Raw genomic sequence first — 15,494 nt, forward strand, 5'->3', positions numbered from 1 at the left:
TTGATATTTAATATTGACTCTACTTTGGCTTTGTGATAATATTTTTATGTTATTGTTTGTAGCACCCACTGCTACAACCGCACATTCCAGGTATTTAAGTTTCCTTAGTTGGAGCGCCTGTGTAGTGGCGAGTCTTAGTCCAAACTATTAGGAGGTGCAAGTATGTACGCAATTATTGAAACTGGCGGTAAGCAAATCAAAGTTCAAGAAGGCCAAGAAATCTATGTTGAAAAGCTTGACGTAGAACAAGGTGGAACAGTTACATTTGACAAGGTATTATTCGTAGGTGGCGAAAACGTGAAAGTTGGTAGCCCTACTGTTGAAGGTGCAACTGTTACAGCTAAAGTTGAAAAGCAAGGTCGCGCTAAGAAGATCATTGTTTTCAAATATAAGGCTAAAAAGAACTACCGTAAAAAACAAGGTCATCGTCAACCTTACACTAAAGTTGTAATCGAAAAAATCAACGCATAAGGCTTTCTATCATGATAAAGGTAACTATTAACCGTAATAGTACTGGTAGAATAGACTCATTCACAATGAGTGGACATGCCGAATATGATGTTCCTGGTAAGGATATCGTTTGTGCAGGTGCCTCAGCGGTTGCTTTCGGTACCATTAATTCCATATATGCTCTATGTAAAGTAGAGCCTGTATTGGAGCAAGAAAAAAATGGTTTCCTCCGCTGTCAGATTCCTCCACTTAAGGATGAGACAATTGAGGAAAAAGTACAGCTTCTTCTAGAAGGAATGCTTGTATCCTTACAAACGATTGAACTTGATTATGGACAATATATGAAAATTCAATCATAAAAACTTCATTTATAGGAGGTGGAACAAATGTTCGTAAGATTAGACCTTCAATTCTTCGCTTCTAAAAAAGGGGTAGGTAGTACAAAGAACGGTCGTGATTCAATCGCGAAACGTCTTGGTGCAAAACGTGCTGATGGTCAATTCGTTACTGGTGGATCTATTTTATACCGTCAACGCGGTACTAAAATTTACCCAGGAGTAAACGTTGGCCGTGGTGGTGACGACACTCTATTCGCAAAAGTTGACGGAGTTGTTAAATTTGAGCGTTTAGGCCGTGACCGCAAACAAGTAAGTGTATACCCAGCTGCGCAAGAAGCGTAATCGTTGCACATAAAACTCTAACCACATGGTTAGAGTTTTTATTTTTATGAACAATCGTACGTTTAGAATGTAGTGTTATTTTTCAAGGTTTGGTATAATTTTTAGACAAGATTCGAAATCACAAATGTTGTCTTAATGACATTTGAATTTTAGGGGAAATGACATGAATAAAAATTGGAGTACAATTGATGTTTTAAAACATACACGTCACGATTGGTTAAATAAAATACAATTGATTAAAGGGAATATCTCACTAAATAAACTTGAACGGGTTAAGACCATTATCGAAGAAATTGTAATAGATGCTCAAAATGAAACGCAACTAACAAATTTACAAATTCCAACCTTTGCTGCACTTATCATGACTTTTAATTGGGAACCTCATAAATATCAATTAGACTATGATCTAGTCGGCGATATTCGAAACCTATCAAACCACGATAAGGATTTAGCTGAATGGTCTACACAATTTTTTACCATGCTTGAAGAAGCAGTAGACGAGCGAGGAGAAAATCATTTATCGCTCACGATAGACTGTTCAACAGAGGAAACTCGATTCTTTTTTGATTTTAGTGGAATACTAAAAAATAAGGATAATCTAACAAATTGGCTATCAACAGTGAGCCAATCTGAACAATTTCCGAAACTAACGGAATACAAAGTACATAATAAAGAAGTAAGTCTAACAATACATATTGCATAAAGTTTAATGTGCATAAATAACCGGAGGTAAGACATGTTTGTTGATCAAGTCAAAGTGTATGTAAAAGGTGGTGACGGTGGCAATGGAATGGTTGCATACCGTCGTGAAAAATATGTTCCAATGGGCGGTCCAGCAGGTGGAGACGGCGGAAAAGGTGCTGACGTCATATTCGAGGTAGAAGAAGGACTTAGAACCTTAATGGATTTCCGTTATCAACGGCATTTTAAGGCAAAGCGTGGCGAACACGGAATGTCTAAAAATCAGCACGGAAAAAATGCAGAGCCGATGCTTGTAAAAGTACCACCTGGAACGGTCGTAACAGATGATGATACAGGTGTGGTTATTGCGGATTTAACTCAGCATGGTCAAAGAGCCGTCATTGCGAAAGGTGGTCGTGGTGGAAGAGGTAACTCGCGATTTGCGACGCCTGCCAACCCAGCGCCGGAAATCGCTGAAAATGGTGAGCCTGGACAGGAGCGATATGTCAGACTTGAACTTAAAGTGTTAGCTGATGTTGGTCTCGTCGGATTTCCAAGTGTCGGAAAATCAACCCTGTTATCCGTTGTGTCAGCAGCCAAACCAAAAATTGCAGAATATCATTTTACAACGATTGTGCCAAATCTTGGAGTTGTAGAAACAGAAGATGGACGCAGCTTTGTGATGGCTGATCTTCCAGGTCTAATTGAAGGTGCACACCAAGGTGTTGGCCTCGGACATCAATTCCTACGGCATATTGAACGAACTAGAGTCATCGTTCATGTCATTGATATGTCTGCGATGGAAGGTCGAGATCCTTACGAGGATTATTGCACAATCAATCAGGAATTAAAGGAATACAATCTTCGTTTAACTGAACGTCCGCAAATTATTGTTGCAAATAAAATGGATATCCCTGAGGCAGAAGAGAATTTAAAAGTATTTAAAGAGAAACTTCAGGATGATGTGAAAATTTTTCCGATTTCGGCAATTACGAGACAAGGTCTTCGTGATCTTCTATATACGATTGCTGACTTACTTGAAACCACTCCAGAATTTCCACTTGAGGTGGAGGAAGAGACAAGTACGCATCGCGTAATGTACCGTCACGAAAAAGAAGAAGTTGATTTTGTGATCTCACGTGAAAGCGATGGCTCATTTGTGATTACTGGGGAACGAATTGAGAAACTCTTTAAAATGACTGATTTTACAAGGGATGAGTCAGTAAAACGATTTGCCCGCCAATTAAGGGGAATGGGAATCGACGATGCTCTTCGTGAAAAAGGTGCAAAACACGGGGATATCGTAAAATTACTCGAATATGAATTTGAATTTATAGAATAAATAGAAGGTAGTGGGGGGAGGAGCTTACATGGATGGCAAATTCTATCTTGTTCGTGAGGATGTTCTTCCAGAAGCGGTTCGAAAAACCCTGGATGCGAAGGAATTATTAGACAGTGGGCAAGCACAGTCAATTGCAGAAGCTACACAAAAAGTAGACTTGAGTAGAAGTGCTTATTATAAATATAAAGACACTGTCTTTCCTTTTCACACAACGGTTAAAGAAAAAATTATCTCATTGTTTTTTCATCTAGAAGACCGATCTGGTACACTTTCACAATTACTAAGAACGGTAGCAGACACCGGCTGTAATGTATTAACAATCCACCAAACAATTCCGCTTAGAGGAAAGGCGAATGTAACACTTTCGTTAAATACATCAGGTATGCATGGTGAAGTAACTGACCTCCTTGCTAAACTTCGAAAACTCGAATTCGTTGATAAAGTTGAAATTCTTGGAACAGGAGCATAGGGGGAGACTTAAGATGACGATTACGAATGTGGGATTTTTAGGTCCAAATGCAACATTCACAGCACAAGCGGTTTCGGCATTATTTCCAAGTGAAAATAACAAACCGTACCGTACAATTCCTGCATGTATTGATGCAGTGGAAAATGGGGAAGTCGATGTAGCCGTTGTTCCAATTGAAAATACAATTGAAGGAACTGTAAATTTAACAATTGACTATTTAATTCACGAAAAACAATTGAAAATAGTGGGTGAAGTGATCATCCCGATAAAGCAACATTTAATGGTGCACCCCGAGAATACAAACGATTGGGAAAGAATCGATGGCATATATTCACATCCACATGCGATCGCCCAATGTCATAAATTTTTATATAATAGCTTTCCGAATATCCAGCCGATTGAAACCAGTTCAACAGGTGCAGCAGCAAAATTTGTAAGTGAACATCCAGACCAAAAACTAGCAGCAATCGCAAACTCATTTGCAGCAGAAGAATATGGATTAACGATTGTTAGACATGATATCCATGATTTTAACAACAATCATACTCGATTTGTTGTCCTTCATAAAGAGATGCTAGAATTAGATGTTAAAAGAGACAATACAGGAAATAAAACCACTTTAATGGTTACATTACCATCAGACCAGGCTGGAGCCTTGCATCAAGTATTATCTGTATTTGCATGGAGAAAATTAAACTTGTCAAAAATTGAATCAAGACCTATGAAAACAGGGCTTGGTAATTACTTTTTTTTAATTGATATTGAACAAAAAATGGATGATATTTTAATCCCAAGTGCGATTGCTGAATTAGAGGCACTGGGAAGTGGTGTCACCGTGTTAGGTAGCTATCCATATTATCGAATCTAAGACTTGACCATTGGTTGAGTCTTTATTTTTTACAGCGTGTGAAGTATCATTGCTGCACATAATTTGTGAAGCCTACGCATAAGTTGTGATGAGAAATAGTGGCAATTTGCCTATTTTGTCATAGTATGTATTGACTTATGTATAGGAGGGGAAAATCGCGTGAAGATCCATATCGTTCAAAAAGGCGACACCTTATGGGAAATTGCAAAAAAATACGGAGTCGACTTTAATGAACTAAAAGCTGTCAATACCCAGTTAAGTAATCCGGATATGATTATGCCAGGTATGAAAATTAAAGTGCCTACCGGAACTGTTCATGTAAAAAAAGAAGCACAAATTGGTGGAGTTAAGCAAAAGGAAGCTCAAATTCATGTAGCACCTAAAAAAGAAGCACAAATTCAGCATCCGTTTGCTACTATTACTCCACAACCATTTCCAGTGATGGAAATAGAAGAAGAAGAAGAGGAGGTAAAAGGAGTGGAAACTGGACCGTATATTCCTCAAATGCCACAGATGCCAGCAGCACCGCCACCACAGCCTGTTATGCCACAGATGCCGCAATATCAGCCACTAGAAATCGATATCAATAATTATAATTTGATGCAACAAATGACAACGGCACCACAGAATGTTTTACCAGGGATGTTTGCACCAGAAGAAGAATTAGAGGAGGATTTTGAAGCTCAAATGCCACAGATGCCTGTAATGCCACAAATGCAACAAATGCCGGTACAACAGCCGCCAATGTTCAATAATTGTGTGCCCATGACACCGGTAATGCCAGGAGATGGTTTTAATTATTTTCCAGGATTTCAAGGTGGATTACCGCCACAGGGGCCGTTTAACCCAATGGGTGGATTCCCACGAACAGAGGGTGTAAAAGAGAAAGTAAAAGAACAAATGGCACCAATGCCGATGCCAATGCCACCTGTTCAAATGCCGCCACAGCATCCATTTGAAATTGATATAAATAATTTTAATATCATGCAAGCACAAACGCAAATGCCCCAAATGGTTGCAGGGGTAGGAGAGGAAATGGAAGAATTACCTGAAATGCCACAAATGGCACCAATGCAAGCACCACCGTTTCCAATGGGCCCTTGCGTACCAGTTACACCTGTAATGCCAGGTTCTGGTTTTAATGGAGGATTCCCCGGTGGGGGGGCAATGCCGTACGGACCTGGAATGCCAATGCAAACTGCACCGCAAGCCGTAAGTCCAGCAATGAATCCATACCCAGCACCAGGTTTTGCAGGTCCAATGAATCCACAAATGATGCCATCTCAATACTATAATCAAAGGGATTGTGGTTGTGGTGGACCTAAGGAGCCGTTGGTAGGACAATTTCCACAACAAGGGATTCCAATGGGGCAACCAGGATTTCAGGGACAATTTCCACAACAAGGGATTCCAATGGGGCAACCAGGATTTCAGGGACAATTTCCACAACAAGGCTTCCCAATGGGGCAACCAGGATTTCCAGGACAATTCCAACCACCAGTTCAAGGTGGATTTCCAGGATATCAAGGTGCACCGTATGGCATGAATCCAAATCAACAAATGGCATTCAACCCAATGTTTAACATGCCGGATGTCGATGATGACCTAGAAGATTAATCAATTAATTAATTTGTAAGGGCGAATAAAAAATTCGTCCTTTTATTTTTTGTTGTGCATATCAAAAAATGTTTGAGAAAAAATAGAAAAACATCAAAAATTATTGCCCAGAATCTTTATTTCCTGCAAATAAGTAACAGAAATAATCCCCCTTGGATAAGCCAAGCTAAAAGATGAACATTAAATTATGTTCAAAAGGTCAAAGGGGGTTATTGTATTGAGGAAAATACTCTATTCAGTTTCAACTGCAGCATTATTGCTTGGAGGCCTGACGGCTTGTAATACTAATCAAGGGGCAGCGCCGAATAAGGATTATAATGATAACGCAAGACCAATTGGGTATTACTCAAACGAAAATGATCGTGACCGTAATGACCGGAACGGAAATGGATATCGTCTGCGCGACAACGATGGCCCATTAACAGAGATAATGGACCGTAATGGCAACAATTTCAACAGGAACGATCGCACCGGGGTAATGAACAACAGAAACGATAGAAATAACAGAACCGGTATCATGAACAACCGAACAGACGGAAATAACGGAATGGGTGTTTACAACAACGATAAAACGATGAAAAACCGTCCTGGAATTATGAACTATCGCGATGAACAGCGCCGAAATGGCATCATGAACAATCGTGATGGACGTACAATAAACCCTTTTAATGATGGTAATCCAAATACAATTGGATATAACAAGCATGGTTATGCTGACCGTAACTATAGCAGTCATCTTAATGACAATAACCATCAGGTGCAAACCTATGGATATTATAACGACAAAGGAAATTTAGTTCGTAAAATTTCCGAAAGGGCTGCTAAGGTTAAAAATGTCGATGATGCTCGTGTGATCGTCACAGACGATAATGTTTTGGTTGCAGTTGATACAAATGACAATAACAACAATAATAATGTCCAAAATGCGGTGGAAAAAGCAGTTGCACCATTAGCTGGTAATCGAAATATCAATGTTGTGACAGATGAAGGTACTTTTACCCGAGTCCGTGATATCGATAATGACATTCGCAATGGAAACAGACGCGAAACCATCGATGCTGACATAAAAGACCTTTTTAACAACATTGGCAATACGATTAAAGCACCATTTACAAATGATAATAGAGGTTAAGTATAAGTTAGTATGATGGGATGTCCTTTGGGGCATCCTTTTCTAATGAAAAAGAAAAGGGTGAAAAAATATTGGATAAACCTGTTAATTTTGGTCACACTAATGGGTGTAAGGCGGTCAAAGTTGTTGGCAACTAATTGTATGAGGTGATGCCAAAATGAGAACGATAGCAAAAGTGATCGTTTGTCTAGTAGTTGTATTCATATTGCCAAGCTTTTCAGGGAATAGTGCAGAATTAACCGAGGAAAATAATGATACAGTTCAAGAGGTGAATGGCCCGTTAGAAGTCACGGTCATTCTTGAACGCGTTTATGTGGACGGTGAGGTAAGTGAAGAAATATTGAAAGAAACAATCCTATCAATGGAAGATTTTTGGGCTCAATACGAGGATTGGAGCTTAGTTCACCATGATGAAGAACAGGTTGTTTTCCAACAGCGTATAGATGATATTTCGCCATTACTTAAAACAAATGGCTATTTTGGTTTAACTGAAGATGGGATTTTATCTATTTTTAATGGGAAACCTGATGAATCTGATAAGGTCATTCAATCATTCTTTCAAATTGATGTAGAAAAGCTTGAAAGTTACCAACATGATTTATTAAAAAAAGGCATCAAGATTGGTACAAAGGATGAATATATAAACGTAATTGAAACGTATAAAACATATACATCTTCCCCTTAATAAAAAGACACTTGAGAGACTAGGAAAGCTTCTAGTCTCTCTTTTATTTTAGTCTTTTTTTGATGAATATGATAAAATGATGTACAGCAAAGTAGGGGAGAGAAGACGTTTGATTGAATTTATTAAAGGGACGGTTGATTCTATCAATCCTGAATATATTGTAGTCGAAAACAACGGAGTAGGATATCTCATTTATACACCTAATCCATTTGTTTTTAAAAGGGAGAGTCAGGAAACCGTTTATACATATCAGCATGTTAGAGAGGATATATTAGCTCTCTATGGCTTTAAGACACGTGAAGAACGTGCTTTATTTTTGAAGTTGCTAAATGTTACCGGGATTGGTCCGAAAGGTGGGCTAGCGATTCTTGCCTCTGGTGAACCGGAACAGGTCATTCGAGCGATTGAAAATGAGGATGAAAAATATTTAGTGAAATTCCCGGGTGTTGGGAAAAAGACAGCACGCCAAATCATTTTAGATTTAAAAGGAAAACTTCATGACCTGATGCCTTCTTTACATCCTGATTTATTTTCTGATGATCATGAACTTGTGGCAGATATGAGTCATACAGAACTTGATGAAGCTGTAGAGGCTTTAAAAGTATTAGGCTATGCCGAGAGAGAAATCAATAAAGTATTGCCAGAATTAAGAAAAGAAAAACTATCAACGGATTTATACATTAAAAAGGCTTTACAAAAGCTATTAAAATAAGGAGGTTGCTTGAATGGAGGACAGAATCGTTTCAGGTAGTACGAATTACGAAGAGTCAGCAATCGAGCAAAGCCTTAGACCACAAACATTATCCCAATATATTGGACAAGAAAAGGTAAAATCGAATTTATCGATTTTTATTGAAGCGGCAAAAATGAGGCAAGAAACCTTGGACCATGTATTATTATATGGACCTCCAGGACTGGGGAAAACAACGCTTGCTACCATTATTGCAAACGAAATGGGCGTGAATATTCGTACAACCTCAGGTCCAGCGATTGAAAGACCAGGAGATTTAGCAGCCATTTTAACAGCACTTGAACCAGGTGATGTTCTCTTTATTGATGAGATCCATCGCTTACAGCGCTCAATCGAGGAAGTTTTATATCCAGCAATGGAGGATTTTTGTTTAGATATTGTGATTGGAAAGGGAGCAGGAGCACGTTCTGTTCGGCTTGATTTGCCACCCTTTACGTTAGTTGGAGCAACCACAAGAGCTGGTTCTTTATCCGCACCACTCCGGGATCGATTCGGAGTGCTTAGTCGGCTCGAATATTACAATGAAAATCAACTTGCTGATATCGTCACAAGGACAGCGGAATTATTAGAAGTTGAAATCGAAGCCCAGGCCGCACATGAAATTGCCAGAAGGTCGAGAGGAACACCACGGATTGCCAACCGCTTGCTAAGGCGGGTTAGAGATTTTGCTCAGGTACGTGGTGACGGTACGATCACGACAAAAATGGCCGATACGGCCTTAGAATTACTTCAGGTTGACCGTTTAGGACTTGACCATATTGACCATAAATTACTTAAAGGAATCATTGAGAAGTTTCGTGGTGGTCCAGTTGGGTTGGAGACTATTTCAGCTACAATTGGAGAAGAGGCTCATACGATTGAAGATGTTTACGAGCCTTATCTTCTTCAAATTGGGTTCTTGCAGCGAACCCCACGTGGTCGAGTTGTAACAGAGCTTGTTTATCGACATTTTCAAATTGAGGTTCCAAAGGAGTAAATTTTAATCAAATGCGCCTTGGCGTATTTGTGCCCGATTTTTTCGAGCATGCTCGAAAATTTCCTTTGAAAAATCGTGGCATCCGCCGGAGGCTTTTTAACTTTATTCAGTTAAGTTTTATCAAAAAAATGCGTACTATAGATATTTGTTCCAACACTACATAAGGAGTGAATAAAGTTAAAATGGGGAAAATGCTAATGATAATGGGGATCTTACTTTTAGTTGTGGGGTTTGTCATGCACTTTATTGGGAAGTTACCAGGAGATATTATTGTGAAAAAAGGGAACACAACCTTTTACTTTCCCATTGTTACATCTATTGTAATTAGCATCATATTATCATTGATTTTTTACGTATTTGGTCGATTTCGTTAAAAGCTATTAGAAATAAGGTGAAAACATGAAAGTAGATTTATTTGATTTTGATTTACCAGAGGAATTAATTGCACAAACCCCACTAGAAAACCGAGAGGCTTCTCGCCTAATGGTAGTAGATAAGGAAACTGGTGAAATTACTCATACTCATTTTCGCTCCATCCTTTCATACCTCAACAAAGGAGATTGCTTAGTCTTAAATGATACACGTGTATTGCCAGCAAGACTTTATGGCGTAAAAGAGGATACAGGCGCAAAAGTGGAGGTACTATTATTAAAACAAAAAGATGGAGATACATGGGAGACACTTGTGAAACCTGCTAAACGGGTGAAGGAAGGGACTGTGTTAACCTTTGGTGATGGCCGATTAAAAGCAACTTGTACAGACATCGGGGATCATGGTGGTAGGATGTTGGAATTTCACTATGAAGGAATTTTTTATGAGGTATTGGATGCATTAGGTGAAATGCCACTTCCACCCTATATTCATGAACAATTAGATGATAAAGAAAGATATCAAACCGTGTATGCCAAGCATCGGGGCTCTGCTGCAGCACCCACTGCTGGACTTCATTTTACAGAAGAACTTCTCCAGGAAATTCGTGACAAGGGTGTACATACCGCATTTATAACCTTGCATGTTGGTTTAGGAACCTTTCGTCCGGTAAGCTCGGATACGATTGAAGATCATGATATGCATTCAGAATTTTACCAGATGACCGAGGAAACCGCTAAATTATTAAATGATGTGAAGACAAGTGGAGGAAAAATTATTTCTGTCGGAACTACCTCTACAAGAACACTTGAAACCATTGTGAAAAAACATGGGAAATTTGTAGAATCAAGTGGTTGGACAAGTATATTCATTTATCCTGGATATCAATATGAAGCGATTGATGGACTCATCACAAACTTCCATCTTCCAAAGTCCACACTCATCATGCTGGTTAGTGCGTTAGCAGGGCGCGAGAATATCCTTCATGCCTATAACGAAGCAGTAAAAGAACGCTACCGATTCTTTAGTTTCGGAGACGCAATGCTTATAAAATAAATTGGAATTTTAGGTAGTGGCATACCACTACCTTTGAAAAAGGAGACAGTTATCAGTGACAGCAATAAGATACGAACATATTAAGACCTGTAAGCAGACAGGTGCGAGGCTTGGAATTGTACATACGCCTCATGGTTCTTTTGAAACACCGGCATTTATGCCTGTTGGAACCCTTGCCACGGTAAAAACAATGTCACCTGAAGACCTAAAAGAGATGGGTTCTGGCATTATATTAAGTAATACCTATCATTTATGGTTAAGACCAGGCCATGACATCATTAAAGAAGCTGGTGGCTTACATAAATTCATGAATTGGGATAGAGCGATCCTAACCGATTCCGGTGGTTTCCAAGTATTTAGTTTAAGTCAATTTCGTGAAATTAAGGAAGAAGGTGTCCATTTCCGAAATCACTTAAATGGTGATAAATTATTTTTATCTCCAGAAAAGTCGATGGAAATTCAAAATGCACTTGGCTCAGATATTATGATGGCATTTGATGAATGCCCACCATATCCAGCTAGCTTTGAATACATGAAAAAATCGGTTGAACGTACGAGTCGCTGGGCAGAAAGATGTTTAAAAGCACATAATCGCCCTCAGGACCAAGGACTTTTTGGGATTGTCCAGGGTGGTGAATATGAAGAACTTCGTAAGCAAAGTGCAAGAGATTTGGTTTCCTTAGATTTTCCAGGTTATGCTGTTGGTGGGTTATCAGTTGGTGAGCCTAAAGACGTAATGAACAAAGTTCTTGAATTTACGACACCACTTTTACCAACTAATAAACCTAGATATTTAATGGGGGTAGGTTCACCAGACTCTCTAATTGATGGAGCCATCCGTGGTATTGATATGTTTGACTGTGTTTTACCTACTCGAATTGCACGTAATGGAACACTTATGACAAGTGAAGGTCGATTAGTTGTGAAAAACGCAGAATATGCGCGTGATTTTAGACCACTAGATGAAAATTGCGATTGCTACACTTGTAAAAATTATAGTCGTGCCTACATTCGTCATTTAATTAAAACAAGCGAAACATTTGGAATTCGACTTACTACTTATCATAATCTTCATTTTCTGTTAAAATTAATGGAGCAAGTCAGACAAGCGATTCGTGAAGATCGTCTTGGAGACTTCCGTGAAGAATTTTTTGAGCGATATGGTTTCAATAAACCGAACGCGAAAAACTTCTAATAAAATACAATAAAAATAGAAATACATGGGAGGTGAAATGAATGGAAGGTATTTTAGGTACAGTTGGTCCTTTAGTTCTAATGTTTGCGATTTTCTATTTCTTGTTAATTCGTCCACAGCAAAAGCGTCAAAAAGCTACTGTCCAAATGCAGTCTAACCTTGCAAAAGGTGATAAGGTAGTTACCGTTGGTGGTTTACATGGAATTATTGATTCAATCGATGAAAATAAAGTAGTCATTAAATCAGGTAATGCGAATCTTACATACGACAAACAGGCAGTTCGTGATGTCATTAGGGACTAATTGAAGTCAAAAAAGAGCGTTTATGACGCTCTTTTTTTATTTCCATTTATTAAGCTTCTCTTCTTGATGGAGTGGTCATATTAACTCCGAAAATGCCACCAATGACCGCAGATGCTAAAAAGCCAACATGGTACATCGATTGCTCTGCTGTGAAAGTAGAATCATAGCCTAAAAATTGTACGATAAACACAATGATGGAATATAAAACCCCAGTTCCTCCACCAATTAGCCAACCTTTTTCCTTTCCTTTTCCCCCTGATACAAAACCTCCAACAAAAAGCGCAAGGAAGGAAGCACCTAAAATCACCCAAGACATTGATGATTCTTGAAGTGAAGTAAATCGCAGTAATAGTGAAATAAGCAAACTAGATACAATAACAATTACAAAAATTGCTACTACTCCATAGACCATTGCAACACCCATTTTTCTCATTACGTTTCTCTCCCCCTCTTTTTCCTACAGAAATCCCTTAGTACGAGCATATTCGTGTCCATTATGAATTAGAATAAAAAGTACGAACTTTTCTTGTCCACCTAAATAGTACTGGAAAAACTTATGAAAAAACTTTTTCTTCAAGTTGTGCAAACTAAGGTGTACCATGCTTTTTAATCATTTCTCATAGGACAGGAGGGTTTCACTTGGAGGAATACCTCATCATTATGGGGAGAACTGTCTTACTTTATGTGATTATTCTTTTGATTTTTCGATTGATGGGTAAGCGTGAAATAGGTGAACTTAGTCTCTTGGATTTAATTGTATCGATGATGATTGCGGAAATGGCTGTCATTGCAATTGAATCCCCAAAAGATCCCATTCTGCATTCTGTCATACCGATGGCATTACTAATGGTGATTCAATACTCGCTCGCCCTCCTTTCATTAAAAAGTAAAAAAGTAAGAGAAATCATTGATGGTAAACCAACTGTCATTATTAATAGAGGAAAAATCGATGAAAATGCCATGAGAAAACAACGATATAATCTAGATGACCTATTGATGCAGCTACGAGAAAAAGATGTGAAAAACTTAGCAGATGTGGAGTTTGCCATATTAGAATCTTCAGGTGATTTGTCTGTTTTAACAAAGAGTCAAAACCAACCTTCTCAGTCGGCTGATTATTCAATTGATGTACCACTCATCCTTGATGGTCAAATCCAGGATGAACATTTAAAACAAATCAATAAAACAGAATTTTGGCTGCGTTCTGAAATAAAAAAGTTGGGGCATAACGATATAAAGAAAATTTCCTATTGCAGCTATCATCATGGGAAACTACATGTAGATATCAAGGACGAAAAAAGGTAACCAAATCGGCTACCTTTTTGTCTCTTATAACAGCAATGCAAGTTTTGGACCAATGAATGGTATTCTCTTCACTTCTTCCTTTGTTAACAGCTTAAAAACAAACAGGAATACGATATAAATGAATGATGTTACGGTGATTGCTACGAGTGTTCGGGTAGCAATGGAGCTATCTGTAAGAAATAGTTGATAAAAATAGTGACCACCAACCCCAGCCAAAACCATTGTGATACCACTCTTAAGATAATCCCGAATATAGAAGCTATAGGAAATTACCTTCACAATCGTTGAAAAATGAAGCAAGGTAACAAGCATCATCCCGAGGACAATGGCAAGCGCAGCCCCCATGATTCCAAGAGAGGGTCTTGTTGCAAGAACAAAGATCGCAGCTGTTTTAATGATATTACCGATAAAACTATTAATCATCGCAGCCTTTGCCAAATCAAGTGCCTGCAGTGTTGCTTGAAGAGGACCTTGAAAATAATAAAAGATAAAAAACGGTGCCATTACCTTAATATAGATAGCTGAATTGCTATTTCCATACATAAGTTCCATAACAGGTGAAGCAAACACATATAAAACGACGATGGCCAACCCACCTGACACTAGTGATAAACGTAACGCCTGTTTAAGGCGGTATTCAATTAATAATGTTTGTTTTTTTGCTGCAGCTTCACTAATGGAAGGAACAAGAGCTGTTGACAAGGAAGTTGTGATAAAAGATGGAAGCATGAGCAGTGGTAACGCAAAACCCGTTAACTCTCCATATTGCCTTGTTGCCAGATGAGTAACCACACCAGCTATCGCTAAACTTTGTGCCACAACAATCGGTTCAAAAAACCACGAGATGGACCCAATTAATCTACTTCCCAATGTGGGTACTGCAATTCGTGTCAAATCATGAAAGGTTTCTTTCCCGTGTTTAGCCGATTTGAAAAAATTCTTTCGGATTCGAATCCGTTTTTTTATTTTAAACATAAAGAATAAATAGATTAATGACATTAATTCTCCAATAACAGCTGAAAGCATTGCACCTGCTGCGGCGTATTCAATTCCCATTGGAAGAAATGCTTTCGTGAATACATACACTAATGTAATCCTGACAACTTGTTCGATGACCTGTGAATAGGCAGGCGGCTTCATATTTTGACGCCCCTGGAAATAGCCGCGAAGAACAGACGATATTGCCACAATCGGAACAATTGGTGAAATGGCTAATAAAGGATAATAGGTCCTTTGGTCAGTAAGTAAAGTCTCAGATAAGAGTGGTGCAAGAAAAATCATCATTGGTGTAAAGATAATACTTAATATACCTGTTATTGAAAGAGAGACCACTAGAATTTTTTTAATTCTTCTTTTATCACCCTGCGCCTCTGCTTCAGCTACCAACTTTGAAATGGCTACTGGCAGTCCCATCTGAGTTAACGTAATGGTAAGTACAAACGTGGGGATTGCCATCATATAAAGCCCGACACCTTCTTCACCAATAAGCCTGGCAACAACAATTCTATTTATAAATCCTAATATTCTTGTAATGAGTCCTGCGATAATTAAAATTAATGTTCCTTTAAGGAATGTTTGCTTTGACAATTCATTTTCCCTACCTTCTCAAAAAAGGT

18 protein-coding genes, 1 pseudogene and 1 other annotated feature are annotated in these 15,494 nt (G+C 38.6%); of the genes and pseudogenes, 17 read left to right on the top strand and 2 right to left on the bottom strand.

The window, feature by feature from the left end:
* Positions 1-65: 65 nt before the first annotated feature.
* Positions 66-145 (top strand) — a sequence feature (ribosomal protein L21 leader region).
* Between the two features lie 17 nt (positions 146-162).
* The 16 genes and pseudogenes from rplU (at position 163) to yajC (ending at position 12,573) form a co-directional block, all read left to right on the top strand.
* A complete protein-coding gene (rplU, locus tag ABC371_RS13105) occupies positions 163-471 on the top strand; it encodes a 50S ribosomal protein L21 (RefSeq protein WP_116351627.1) in 309 nt (102 codons plus the stop codon).
* Between the two features lie 11 nt (positions 472-482).
* Positions 483-809: a ribosomal-processing cysteine protease Prp gene (locus ABC371_RS13110; RefSeq protein ID WP_136377640.1), complete on the top strand. Its 327-nt coding sequence runs from the start codon at positions 483-485 to the stop codon at positions 807-809.
* A gap of 27 nt (positions 810-836) precedes the next feature.
* Entirely contained in the window at positions 837-1,130 is a 294-nt protein-coding gene (gene rpmA, locus ABC371_RS13115) for a 50S ribosomal protein L27 (RefSeq protein ID WP_010678277.1), read from the top strand.
* 163 nt (positions 1,131-1,293) lie between these two features.
* Complete coding sequence (locus ABC371_RS13120; protein WP_412897198.1) at positions 1,294-1,833, top strand: Spo0B C-terminal domain-containing protein; 540 nt, start codon at positions 1,294-1,296, stop codon at positions 1,831-1,833.
* A gap of 33 nt (positions 1,834-1,866) precedes the next feature.
* Complete coding sequence (gene obgE, locus ABC371_RS13125) at positions 1,867-3,153, top strand: GTPase ObgE (RefSeq protein WP_412897199.1); 1,287 nt, start codon at positions 1,867-1,869, stop codon at positions 3,151-3,153.
* Between the two features lie 28 nt (positions 3,154-3,181).
* Positions 3,182-3,622, top strand: a complete 441-nt coding sequence (locus ABC371_RS13130; protein WP_116351623.1) for an ACT domain-containing protein — start codon at positions 3,182-3,184, stop codon at positions 3,620-3,622.
* A 13-nt stretch (positions 3,623-3,635) separates the two neighbouring features.
* Positions 3,636-4,490, top strand: coding sequence for a prephenate dehydratase (pheA, locus tag ABC371_RS13135; protein ID WP_412897200.1), 855 nt, complete (start codon positions 3,636-3,638; stop codon positions 4,488-4,490).
* Positions 4,491-4,649: 159 nt separating this feature from the next.
* A pseudogene (gene safA / locus ABC371_RS13140) lies at positions 4,650-4,827 on the top strand (SafA/ExsA family spore coat assembly protein); the annotation flags it as partial.
* A gap of 1,497 nt (positions 4,828-6,324) precedes the next feature.
* A complete protein-coding gene (locus ABC371_RS13145) occupies positions 6,325-7,239 on the top strand; it encodes a YhcN/YlaJ family sporulation lipoprotein (RefSeq protein ID WP_412897201.1) in 915 nt (304 codons plus the stop codon).
* Positions 7,240-7,396: 157 nt separating this feature from the next.
* On the top strand, positions 7,397-7,924 hold the full coding sequence (locus ABC371_RS13150) for a BofC C-terminal domain-containing protein (RefSeq protein ID WP_412897202.1): 528 nt from the start codon (positions 7,397-7,399) through the stop codon (positions 7,922-7,924).
* A 109-nt stretch (positions 7,925-8,033) separates the two neighbouring features.
* The gene (gene ruvA / locus ABC371_RS13155) at positions 8,034-8,636 is read left to right on the top strand and encodes a Holliday junction branch migration protein RuvA (protein ID WP_412897203.1); all 603 of its coding nucleotides are present in this window, start codon (positions 8,034-8,036) and stop codon (positions 8,634-8,636) included.
* Positions 8,637-8,649: 13 nt separating this feature from the next.
* Positions 8,650-9,651 (top strand): Holliday junction branch migration DNA helicase RuvB, encoded by a 1,002-nt coding sequence (gene ruvB, locus ABC371_RS13160; RefSeq protein ID WP_412897204.1) that lies wholly within the window; start codon positions 8,650-8,652, stop codon positions 9,649-9,651.
* A gap of 182 nt (positions 9,652-9,833) precedes the next feature.
* Positions 9,834-10,025, top strand: a complete 192-nt coding sequence (locus ABC371_RS13165) for a DUF2905 domain-containing protein (RefSeq protein WP_412897205.1) — start codon at positions 9,834-9,836, stop codon at positions 10,023-10,025.
* 25 nt (positions 10,026-10,050) lie between these two features.
* Entirely contained in the window at positions 10,051-11,076 is a 1,026-nt protein-coding gene (queA, locus tag ABC371_RS13170; RefSeq protein ID WP_412897206.1) for a tRNA preQ1(34) S-adenosylmethionine ribosyltransferase-isomerase QueA, read from the top strand.
* Positions 11,077-11,131: 55 nt separating this feature from the next.
* Positions 11,132-12,271 (top strand): tRNA guanosine(34) transglycosylase Tgt, encoded by a 1,140-nt coding sequence (tgt, locus tag ABC371_RS13175; protein ID WP_412897207.1) that lies wholly within the window; start codon positions 11,132-11,134, stop codon positions 12,269-12,271.
* A gap of 41 nt (positions 12,272-12,312) precedes the next feature.
* Positions 12,313-12,573: a preprotein translocase subunit YajC gene (gene yajC / locus ABC371_RS13180; protein WP_412897208.1), complete on the top strand. Its 261-nt coding sequence runs from the start codon at positions 12,313-12,315 to the stop codon at positions 12,571-12,573.
* 49 nt (positions 12,574-12,622) lie between these two features.
* Here the strand turns inward: yajC and ABC371_RS13185 are convergent, their stop codons facing one another.
* Complete coding sequence (locus ABC371_RS13185) at positions 12,623-13,006, bottom strand: TIGR04086 family membrane protein (protein ID WP_412897209.1); 384 nt, start codon at positions 13,004-13,006, stop codon at positions 12,623-12,625.
* A gap of 206 nt (positions 13,007-13,212) precedes the next feature.
* On the opposite strand from ABC371_RS13185, the gene ABC371_RS13190 reads away from it, so the two are divergent.
* Positions 13,213-13,878 (top strand): DUF421 domain-containing protein, encoded by a 666-nt coding sequence (locus ABC371_RS13190; RefSeq protein WP_412897210.1) that lies wholly within the window; start codon positions 13,213-13,215, stop codon positions 13,876-13,878.
* 24 nt (positions 13,879-13,902) lie between these two features.
* Here ABC371_RS13190 and spoVB read toward each other — a convergent pair whose 3' ends face one another.
* Entirely contained in the window at positions 13,903-15,465 is a 1,563-nt protein-coding gene (gene spoVB, locus ABC371_RS13195; protein WP_412897211.1) for a stage V sporulation protein B, read from the bottom strand.
* Positions 15,466-15,494 lie beyond the last annotated feature (29 nt).

This window comes from Bacillus jepli (genome assembly GCF_047238305.1).
In the GTDB taxonomy this organism is placed as follows: Bacteria; Bacillota; Bacilli; order Bacillales; family Bacillaceae_L; genus Ferdinandcohnia.

Coding starts and splice junctions, on each gene's coding strand:
- rplU (WP_116351627.1), top strand. CDS start 163: ATGTACGCAATTATTGAAACTGGCGGTAAGCAAATCAAAGTTCAAGAA.
- ABC371_RS13110 (WP_136377640.1), top strand. CDS start 483: ATGATAAAGGTAACTATTAACCGTAATAGTACTGGTAGAATAGACTCA.
- rpmA (WP_010678277.1), top strand. CDS start 837: ATGTTCGTAAGATTAGACCTTCAATTCTTCGCTTCTAAAAAAGGGGTA.
- ABC371_RS13120 (WP_412897198.1), top strand. CDS start 1,294: ATGAATAAAAATTGGAGTACAATTGATGTTTTAAAACATACACGTCAC.
- obgE (WP_412897199.1), top strand. CDS start 1,867: ATGTTTGTTGATCAAGTCAAAGTGTATGTAAAAGGTGGTGACGGTGGC.
- ABC371_RS13130 (WP_116351623.1), top strand. CDS start 3,182: ATGGATGGCAAATTCTATCTTGTTCGTGAGGATGTTCTTCCAGAAGCG.
- pheA (WP_412897200.1), top strand. CDS start 3,636: ATGACGATTACGAATGTGGGATTTTTAGGTCCAAATGCAACATTCACA.
- ABC371_RS13150 (WP_412897202.1), top strand. CDS start 7,397: ATGAGAACGATAGCAAAAGTGATCGTTTGTCTAGTAGTTGTATTCATA.
- ruvB (WP_412897204.1), top strand. CDS start 8,650: ATGGAGGACAGAATCGTTTCAGGTAGTACGAATTACGAAGAGTCAGCA.
- ABC371_RS13165 (WP_412897205.1), top strand. CDS start 9,834: ATGGGGAAAATGCTAATGATAATGGGGATCTTACTTTTAGTTGTGGGG.
- queA (WP_412897206.1), top strand. CDS start 10,051: ATGAAAGTAGATTTATTTGATTTTGATTTACCAGAGGAATTAATTGCA.
- yajC (WP_412897208.1), top strand. CDS start 12,313: ATGGAAGGTATTTTAGGTACAGTTGGTCCTTTAGTTCTAATGTTTGCG.
- ABC371_RS13185 (WP_412897209.1), bottom strand. CDS start 13,006: ATGAGAAAAATGGGTGTTGCAATGGTCTATGGAGTAGTAGCAATTTTT.